Source organism: Candidatus Liberibacter sp. (assembly GCF_014048425.1).
Lineage (GTDB): Bacteria > Pseudomonadota > Alphaproteobacteria > Rhizobiales > Rhizobiaceae > Liberibacter.
Map to the genome: position 1 here is coordinate 1 of NZ_JACETX010000094.1, position 273 is coordinate 273.

Here is a 273-nt window from a genome sequence, read left to right on the forward strand (position 1 = left end):
GCCAACCTTGAAATACCACCCTTATCAATGTGTATGTCTAACTGCGTTCCGTTATCCGTAATCGGGACAGTGTATGGTGGGTAGTTTGACTGGGGCGGTCGCCTCCGAAAGAGTAACGGAGGCGCGCGATGGTAGGCTCAGAGCGGTCGGAAATCGCTTGTTGAGTGCAATGGCATAAGCCTGCCTGACTGCGAGACAGACAAGTCGAGCAGAGACGAAAGTCGGTCATAGTGATCCGGTGGTTCCGAGTGGAAGGGCCATCGCTCAACGGAT

The 273-nt window shown here is 54.2% G+C and carries 1 rRNA gene; it reads left to right on the plus strand.

The features are described 5' to 3' along the window. A 23S ribosomal RNA gene (locus tag H0G72_RS06080) occupies nt 1-273 on the plus strand; the annotation flags it as partial.